This window comes from Microcystis sp. LSC13-02 (assembly GCA_002282935.1).
Lineage (GTDB): Bacteria > Cyanobacteriota > Cyanobacteriia > Cyanobacteriales > Microcystaceae > Microcystis.
Window position 1 is genome coordinate 1 of sequence record MTBT01000237.1, and the last position, 7,093, is coordinate 7,093.

At 37.2% G+C, this 7,093-nt stretch carries 9 protein-coding genes and 3 pseudogenes; 8 read left to right on the forward strand and 4 right to left on the reverse strand.

Annotation, left to right across the window (positions count from 1 at the left end; genetic code table 11):
* The 3 genes and pseudogenes from BGL89_RS14755 to BGL89_RS14765 form a co-directional block, all read left to right on the forward strand.
* A pseudogene (locus tag BGL89_RS14755) lies at window positions 1-212 on the forward strand (hypothetical protein); the annotation flags it as partial.
* Window positions 213-305: 93 nt separating this feature from the next.
* Window positions 306-536, forward strand: a complete 231-nt coding sequence (locus BGL89_RS14760) for a hypothetical protein (RefSeq protein WP_286826341.1) — start codon at window positions 306-308, stop codon at window positions 534-536.
* Window positions 537-538: 2 nt separating this feature from the next.
* Window positions 539-895 carry a type II toxin-antitoxin system PemK/MazF family toxin gene (locus tag BGL89_RS14765; RefSeq protein ID WP_002772813.1) on the forward strand — a complete coding sequence of 119 codons (357 nt, stop codon included), beginning with the start codon at window positions 539-541 and terminating at the stop codon, window positions 893-895.
* Window positions 896-927: 32 nt separating this feature from the next.
* Here BGL89_RS14765 and BGL89_RS14775 read toward each other — a convergent pair.
* From BGL89_RS14775 to BGL89_RS14790, 4 genes and pseudogenes are all read right to left on the reverse strand, one after another.
* Window positions 928-2,191 (reverse strand): annotated as a pseudogene (locus BGL89_RS14775) (helix-turn-helix domain-containing protein).
* A 246-nt stretch (window positions 2,192-2,437) separates the two neighbouring features.
* Window positions 2,438-2,578 (reverse strand): annotated as a pseudogene (locus BGL89_RS14780) (type II toxin-antitoxin system VapC family toxin); the annotation flags it as partial.
* Window positions 2,565-2,837, reverse strand: coding sequence for a DUF2281 domain-containing protein (locus BGL89_RS14785; protein WP_286826344.1), 273 nt, complete (start codon window positions 2,835-2,837; stop codon window positions 2,565-2,567). The pseudogene BGL89_RS14780 and the gene BGL89_RS14785, both read right to left, overlap by 14 nt.
* A gap of 100 nt (window positions 2,838-2,937) precedes the next feature.
* Window positions 2,938-3,363 carry a DUF29 family protein gene (locus BGL89_RS14790; RefSeq protein WP_286826345.1) on the reverse strand — a complete coding sequence of 142 codons (426 nt, stop codon included), beginning with the start codon at window positions 3,361-3,363 and terminating at the stop codon, window positions 2,938-2,940.
* A gap of 292 nt (window positions 3,364-3,655) precedes the next feature.
* On the opposite strand from BGL89_RS14790, the gene BGL89_RS14795 reads away from it, so the two are divergent.
* The 5 genes from BGL89_RS14795 (at window position 3,656) to BGL89_RS14810 (ending at window position 6,451) form a co-directional block, all read left to right on the forward strand.
* The gene (locus BGL89_RS14795; RefSeq protein ID WP_286826346.1) at window positions 3,656-4,819 is read left to right on the forward strand and encodes a PEP-CTERM sorting domain-containing protein; all 1,164 of its coding nucleotides are present in this window, start codon (window positions 3,656-3,658) and stop codon (window positions 4,817-4,819) included.
* Between the two features lie 165 nt (window positions 4,820-4,984).
* Complete coding sequence (locus BGL89_RS14800) at window positions 4,985-5,275, forward strand: DUF433 domain-containing protein (RefSeq protein ID WP_043999245.1); 291 nt, start codon at window positions 4,985-4,987, stop codon at window positions 5,273-5,275.
* Window positions 5,275-5,640, forward strand: a complete 366-nt coding sequence (locus tag BGL89_RS14805) for a DUF5615 family PIN-like protein (protein ID WP_286826347.1) — start codon at window positions 5,275-5,277, stop codon at window positions 5,638-5,640. The genes BGL89_RS14800 and BGL89_RS14805 overlap by 1 nt, the downstream gene beginning before the upstream one ends.
* Before the next feature lie 115 nt (window positions 5,641-5,755).
* Window positions 5,756-5,842: a PEP-CTERM sorting domain-containing protein gene (locus BGL89_RS21295; protein WP_071823541.1), complete on the forward strand. Its 87-nt coding sequence runs from the start codon at window positions 5,756-5,758 to the stop codon at window positions 5,840-5,842.
* 156 nt (window positions 5,843-5,998) lie between these two features.
* Window positions 5,999-6,451, forward strand: coding sequence for a DUF29 domain-containing protein (locus BGL89_RS14810; protein ID WP_286826348.1), 453 nt, complete (start codon window positions 5,999-6,001; stop codon window positions 6,449-6,451).
* Window positions 6,452-7,093: the final 642 nt, after the last annotated feature.

Below are 7,093 nucleotides of genomic sequence, written 5' to 3' on the forward strand. Positions count from 1 at the left end.
GCACCATGGCGTTTAACCTCAATGGTTTCAACTTCAACCAGTCGATTCTCGATTCTCAAGGTCGTGTAATTGGTACTTGGGCCGATGTGTTAAACCGCGCTGGTATCGGTATGGAAGTAATGCACGAGCGTAATGCACATAACTTCCCCTTAGACTTGGCTAGTGGTGAACAGGCTCCTGTGGCTCTGATTGCTCCCGCTATCAATGGTTAATTCCTAGTCTGAATGAAAAGGCACTCCCGCGAGGGGGTGCTTTTTTGTTGTTAGAATTATGATATAGCTCGATGTTAAATGGATGCAGATTTTATGCTATCACCTCAAATTATTGAACTGGAACAAAAGTTACGAAATTTTTCTGTGGAAGATAAACAATGGTTATTGGAGCAGTTACATCAACAATTAGGATTGAATAATCAAAAAACAACTAAACAAGCATTAATGGATAGTTGGAATGAAGCTTATAGTGATGGATTGGACGAATCAGAAACTTTAATGTTAGAGGGAATACGCCATCAACAACGTCACTTATCTGAATAAATATGACGATTTTTCAAGGAGAGATTTATTGGATTGATTTAGGAGAACCACAAGGTTCTGAACCTGCTTATCTTCGTCCTTGTGTTGTGGTGCAAAATGATGCTCTGAATCAGTCACAAATTGGGACGGTTATTGTGTGTGCATTAACAACCAATTTGAGACGAGCAAAAGCTATTGGTAATGTTTTATTGAATGAGGGTGAAGGGAATTTACCTGAATCCAGTGTTGTTAATGTTTCACAGGTTTTCACGGTTGATAAACGTCTTTTAACGGAGTCTATCGGAAGACTTTCTCGGGAAAAAATCAAATTAATTATTCAGGGAATTAAGTTGGTTATTGAACCTCAAGAACTGGAATAGTGTTGAGTTATAATAAGGATTTAAGAAATCTGTTACACAGCTATATTTCTTTTAAGATAGGATTTAAACACAGGATTAATAGGAAAATAGGACGAGGTTTCTGATGGTAATTTATCCAGTAAACAGCGTCTCATTAATGACTGAATAGCTGCCCAAAATTGGGATTGAGAAAGGTCAAGATTAGCAGTTTTGGGAAATTTTTCTACCGCTTCAGTCTGATTAGCTAACCAGTGAATCACCTTTTTTTCTGCTGCGGATAAACGCTGTAAATGGGATTCAATTAAGGTTTCTATATCCCCTAAATAAATTTCATCTTGCATTTGCTCTAAAAATAAAGAAACAGTATTCTTTGAAGATTTCTTCAAATTCTGTTGTTAAACCTTGCAAGTATAAAGTTTTAATTTTATCGGATTTTAAGGTGACAAAATCTCTGGGAAGTTCCCAACTAATTAAAATCAAACAACTGTGATGAGATGTGGTAGCAATTTGCTGAAAAAATTTATGATAATCCTGACAGTCGCTTAAATATTTACCTGCTAATTCCCCCGGTTTAAAAATATTCTGCACATCATCAAGAATAACTAAACAACGATAGGAGCTTAGATAATCTATTATATCAGGTAAGGGGGTTGATAGAGATTGGGTGAAAAACTGTTTTAGATCATCTTTGAGAGCGATTAATTGAGGAATAGTTTCCAGACTGCGATAAATAATATAATCAAATTGTGGGGCAATTTCTGAAACTAATTTAAGGGTTAAAGCTGTTTTTCCGATTCCAGTTAACCCATAAATGGTAATTAATCGAGTTTTATTATCTAGCCATTCTTTTAAGGTTGATATTTCTAAGTTAGGTCCATAGTTATACCTTAATTCCGGTGCTTTTGTTAGGTCAATTATGGGGGATAGATGATCATTATCTGGGAAATTTGAAGACTTTTTTAAGTTGTTTTCTGAGTAGGGATTATTTTCTCTACAGATATTTATATGGTTACTGCCGATATTATTACCATGATGGTTAACAAAGTGATAAATAATAGATGAAGCTTTAGTTTCTAAAATAGAACGAACATTAGACTTTTTTATATCTTCTTGAAAAACATCTGATAACAGTTGCCACAATTTCCATGCTTCTTTTTTTATATGGTCATAACTGCGCTGATTATCTTTGGCAATTTTTTCATAATCTTGATGTTCCCAAATACCCTGTAAGATGGATTCTTGCAACGAATCAAGATGTTTACTGGTTTTCTCTAATACCTGTTTATCTGTCCATTCTAAAAGGGTTTGAATATCCATATAAGTAAGTGATAGAACATTTGTATTGCTGGTTGGGATAAGGGAACATATTTTAGTTTTCTCGTTTTTTTATCAGACTAATAATCATTTTACTTTACTCTTGCAAAATATCAACTATTATTTTATCTCTTTTTGCTCACCTCATCCTATCCGTCCAGATAGGAGAAGATAAGTTTCTAATTTATGAATTGAACCCTGCGCTATATTTAAAAATCTGACATATTCGCTACGGACTACTACGGACTGATGACAACTTTCTGTTAAAACACACCAAGTTGTAATTAGGGGTTGAGAAGAATACTGTGCTAAGGTTTGCTGTGCTATTAGATGATATTGATCTTTATTGTTAAATAAAGCCACCCAGAACCCAGTATCAACGATGATCATATTTAGCTTTTAATCCTTCTTTGAGAACGGATTTATAATTAGTAGAAAGGTCGGATTCTGCACTAATACAACCGATTAATCCAGATTCTTTTAAAATGTCTAGGGTACTTTGAGCTTCAGGGTTTATTTTTGCTGCAATCTCTGGCTTTTTTACCAAAGAATAGCGTTTTTTTAATAACTCAATAAAATCAATCAGTAAGTTTTGTGCTTCTTCAGGTAATTGGTTAATATCTTGTTGAATTTGTTCTAAGTTAATCATTAATTTTCCTCTGTTAAGGTTTTTAAATAGGCTGCTAATCTTTAAGCGACTGTTTCTGACATTTAAACCTCCTGATTTGTTTCCGACTGTCACCTGTTACTTAATCGATTAATATTAATGCCAATGCTTGATTAATAATTTTATTTTTATCGATCATAGCCTCAATTTCTTCGGGTTGATATATACCATCAAAAGCTTCTAATGCCGCTTGTCTTAAAGCTGAAGAATAAGCATCATCTAAGGTTTCTTTTAATTCTTCTATTGTTAGATAATTTCCTCCAGTTTTACGTCGTTGATTAATGCGTTGAATCTGTTTAACAGAATTAGAAATAGAGGTTTCCCATGAGCGCGTACTGCGTTTTTCTGCCTGCTGTTTAATCAGATGTAATAAGACAATAATGCTAAAGCTAAAAATCTTATTGAGCTTATCATCTTTGCTCATTTCTGTCATTTCCTCTACCAAGATTAAGGCATCGGGAATATTGCCAGCTAGTAATAGATTTTTTAACTCTAATAATTCTTCCATTTTTCGCCTTTTTTTGACTGATTAACCTCTTAATTTACTAATTTGTCCTTCAAATTAGATCTTGTTAAAGTTGGAAAAATAAGCGAAAACTTTTGCTTGTTCTCTTGCCTTATTAACAAAAGTTTAGGCTTGTTTGATCATCCTTGCCCTCCTTTTTGCCACTAAATCCCACTTTATCCCACAAAAATTATTGTATCAGAAAATCCAAAATGGCCACAAATTCCCACAGACAAAACCAAAGTGAACATCTAGATTGTAAGAATCACTCAGTTTTTTGGATTTTTATCAGGTTATGAACAAGATACTAGCTAATTGTATCAGCTTAGGGATCGGATTGGGTGCGATCGGGGTAGCTTTCCCCGCACAAGCCGCCTCTTTTCAGGGGTTAGGGGACTTACCGGGGGGTATTTTCCATAGCCTAGCTTCTGGAGTATCAGCAAATGGGTCTGTTGTTGTTGGTCGAGGTAATAGTGCTAATGGATTTGAGGCATCCCGTTGGACACAAGCAACGGGAATGGTGGGAGTAGGGAACTCACCGATCATGCACTATGCTTGGGGAGTATCAGCAGATGGGTCTGTTGTTGTTGGTCAAGGCTATAACTTTATTGCTAATGGTCCGGAGGCACTCCGTTGGACACAACAGACAGGAATAATCCGACTAGGGGACTTACCGGGGGGGGGTTTCGGTAGCCAAGCTCATGGAGCATCGGCAGATGGGTCTGTTGTTGTTGGTGTTGGCAATAGTGCTAATGGTCAGTACGAGGCATTCCGTTGGACACAAGCAACGGGGATGGTTGGACTAGGAGACTTACCGGGAGGGAGTTTCTCTAGCTGGGCTTATAGAGTATCAGCAGATGGATCTATTATTGTTGGTTACAGTAATAGTGCTAATGGTCAAGAGGCATTCCGTTGGACACAAGGGACGGGGATGGTAGCACTAGGAGACTTATCTGGGGGTAGTTTCAATAGCCTTGCTTGGGGAATATCAGCAGACGGTTCTGTTGTTGTTGGTGGTAGCAGTAGTGCCAATGGTACTGAGGCATTCCGTTGGACTCAAGGGACGGGAATGGTGGGGCTAGGGGACTTAGCTGGAGGTGATTTCTATAGCTATGCTTATGGAGTATCAGCCAATGGTTCTGTTGTAGTTGGTTATGGAAATAGTGCTAATGGTAATGAGGCATTTATCTGGAATAGTACCCAAGGGATGCGGAGTTTAAAACAGGTTTTAACTAATGATTATGGTTTAAATTTAGCGGGTTGGACTTTAAATGATGCGACGGGAATTTCTGCTGATGGGTTAACGGTTGTGGGTAGTGGAATTAACCCTAGTGGTAATACTGAAGCTTGGATCGCTCGTTTAGATGCACAAAATAATCAATCTGTACCGGAGCCTAGTTCTATTGTGGGGTTAGGGCTGTTTTCTCTGGTGGGTTTTTTAATTAAGAAATGGTCATAATCTAACCTAACTTTGATGAGAAAGTCCATAAATTACCTATTTTTGGCATCTCAATCAGTTAGCGTCTAAATCATTAGATAAAAGGGCATCCTCGAAAGGGGGGCTTTTTTGTTGTTCGGATGTATCAATCGAGCTACAATAAAAGGGACTTCTTTAGGCGAAAATATGGCTACAGGCATCGATATTAGCGAATTTATTGTTGCTAGTCCGGATATTTGTAATGCTCGTCCCCGGATCGCAGGAACTAGAATCACGATTCAAAGTTTAGTCATGGATCATAAAACGGGAATGAGTGCCGAAGCGATCGCTAAGGAGTATCCTCAATTAAGTCTGGCTCAAATTTATAGCGCTCTAGCGTATTATCACGCGAATAAAGAACAGATAGAGGCCGATATCGATGCTTACCGAGCGGATTGTGAAGACTGGGAATCCCGATATCGAGCCGGTGAATTGTAATGAGTCAAATCCGTCTCTACCTTGATGAAGATGCGGGTCAACGCTCGGTCGTGGAAGCTTTGCGGAATCTGAAGATTGATGTAATTACCACTTGGGAAGCGAAAAACATTCAGCTATCCGATCCCGATCAACTGGTTTGGGCAACCCAGCAAGGTCGGGTAATTTATACTTTTAATGTAGGCGATTTTTGTCGATTGCATAAATCCTATATGACGCGCTCGATCAGCCATACGGGAATTATTGTGGCCGCAAAACAAAGATATTCCGTGGGAGAACAGGTAAAAGCTATTGCTAATTTAATCGCTACCCGCTCTGCCGAAGATATCAAGAATAAACTCGTCTTTTTAGGGGATTATCTAGAATAGAAGGCGGTCAGTAAGGTATAGCCATTTCAATTAAAATTGAGAATATTAATCCCAGAGTTCATAAGGGTTTTGTCGGTCTAGAGTGTATCAGACTTATCTGAAATGACTATAACTAATGATTTCGTTAGTACCGGAGCCTAGTTCTATATTAGGGTTAGGGCTGTTTTCTTTGGTGGGTTTTTTAATTAAGAAACGGTCATAATCTAACCTAACTTTGATGAGAAAGTCCATAAATTCCCTATTTTTGGCATTTCAATCAATTAGCATCTCAATCATTAGATAAAAGGGCATCCTCGAAAGGGGGGCTTTTTTGTTGGTGTATAATGGCGATATATTCTGAAGGATTGAGGAATAACCGATGAGTCATGCCAGACAAAGTTTATCATCCATTTATGAAGAAGATTATCAGCAATGGCTAGATGAGACAGTTTTATTGTTAAAAAATCGTCAAGTTGATAGTTTAGACTATGAGCATTTAATTGAGGAGTTAGAAGCTTTGGGAAGGGAACAAAAAAATGCGGTTGAGAGTTTAGTAATTCAAATCATACAACATCTTTTATTCTATCAGTATTGGTCAAGCGAAAGAGAAGATAACGAGCGACATTGGCGAGGTGAATTAATTGGTTTTCGGACTCAATTGGAATTAAGATTAACGACCAATCTCAGAAACCATTTATCTAATCGTCTCGATTATCTTTATGGTAAAGCCAGAAAAATGGCAGAGGTGAAAACGGATTTAAAATTACCCTCGGCAAGTCCTTATACTTTAGCTGATATTTTAGACGAAGATTGGCTTCCTGAAATTAGGTAAAGAATTATTCAGATAATTTTAGCTAGGATGGAACCTAGTTTTTTAAGATAATTCTTAATTTAAAATCTTCACTTTTTGGATGCTTAGATCGTTGAGCCTATTCTAATTCATCTGTAGAGATTTAAGAGAATATAATCACCACAAAATTAACCAGATTGCCTGGTAAATAATCGCATTTTATCACAATTTCTGCTAATTCGTTGACTCCATATTTTCCTTTAAAAGCCTCTAAAGTAGCTTGTCCTAAAGCTAAATCATAAGCGTCTTTTCAGGTCTATTGTAATTCTTCATCTGTTATAATACCCTTCCGTTTTACCCCGTTTATTGCTTCTTTGAATCTGTTTAAGCTAAGACGTATTTTAACCGCTTATCCTTAGATTAGCTGAATCTCCCCCAATCCTTTTACTGTTGCCTCTTGCCTAATCTCAACAAGCAATTTAAATGCGCGGGCAGCTTAATTAATTTATTCAGAGAGGAATCGTCGGATTAAATCTTCCCGTGAAGACTCCAATAATAAACGACTAGACTCCATCGGTGATAACTTGAGCAAATCATCAATAACTTTTATCAAAGACTCATCCAATTCTCCAAACCTCACTTGCATTAAATTTTCAATAATTTGTCGTTGTCCTTGTTGAAGTC

What these genes read in the sequence shown, in the direction of transcription:
- BGL89_RS14810 (WP_286826348.1), top strand. Translation starts at nt 5,999, where the DNA reads ATGAGTCATGCCAGACAAAGTTTATCATCCATTTATGAAGAAGATTAT.
- BGL89_RS14805 (WP_286826347.1), top strand. Translation starts at nt 5,275, where the DNA reads ATGAGTCAAATCCGTCTCTACCTTGATGAAGATGCGGGTCAACGCTCG.
- BGL89_RS21295 (WP_071823541.1), top strand. Translation starts at nt 5,756, where the DNA reads ATGATTTCGTTAGTACCGGAGCCTAGTTCTATATTAGGGTTAGGGCTG.
- BGL89_RS14790 (WP_286826345.1), bottom strand. Translation starts at nt 3,363, where the DNA reads ATGGAAGAATTATTAGAGTTAAAAAATCTATTACTAGCTGGCAATATT.
- BGL89_RS14795 (WP_286826346.1), top strand. Translation starts at nt 3,656, where the DNA reads ATGAACAAGATACTAGCTAATTGTATCAGCTTAGGGATCGGATTGGGT.
- BGL89_RS14800 (WP_043999245.1), top strand. Translation starts at nt 4,985, where the DNA reads ATGGCTACAGGCATCGATATTAGCGAATTTATTGTTGCTAGTCCGGAT.
- BGL89_RS14765 (WP_002772813.1), top strand. Translation starts at nt 539, where the DNA reads ATGACGATTTTTCAAGGAGAGATTTATTGGATTGATTTAGGAGAACCA.
- BGL89_RS14760 (WP_286826341.1), top strand. Translation starts at nt 306, where the DNA reads ATGCTATCACCTCAAATTATTGAACTGGAACAAAAGTTACGAAATTTT.
- BGL89_RS14785 (WP_286826344.1), bottom strand. Translation starts at nt 2,837, where the DNA reads ATGATTAACTTAGAACAAATTCAACAAGATATTAACCAATTACCTGAA.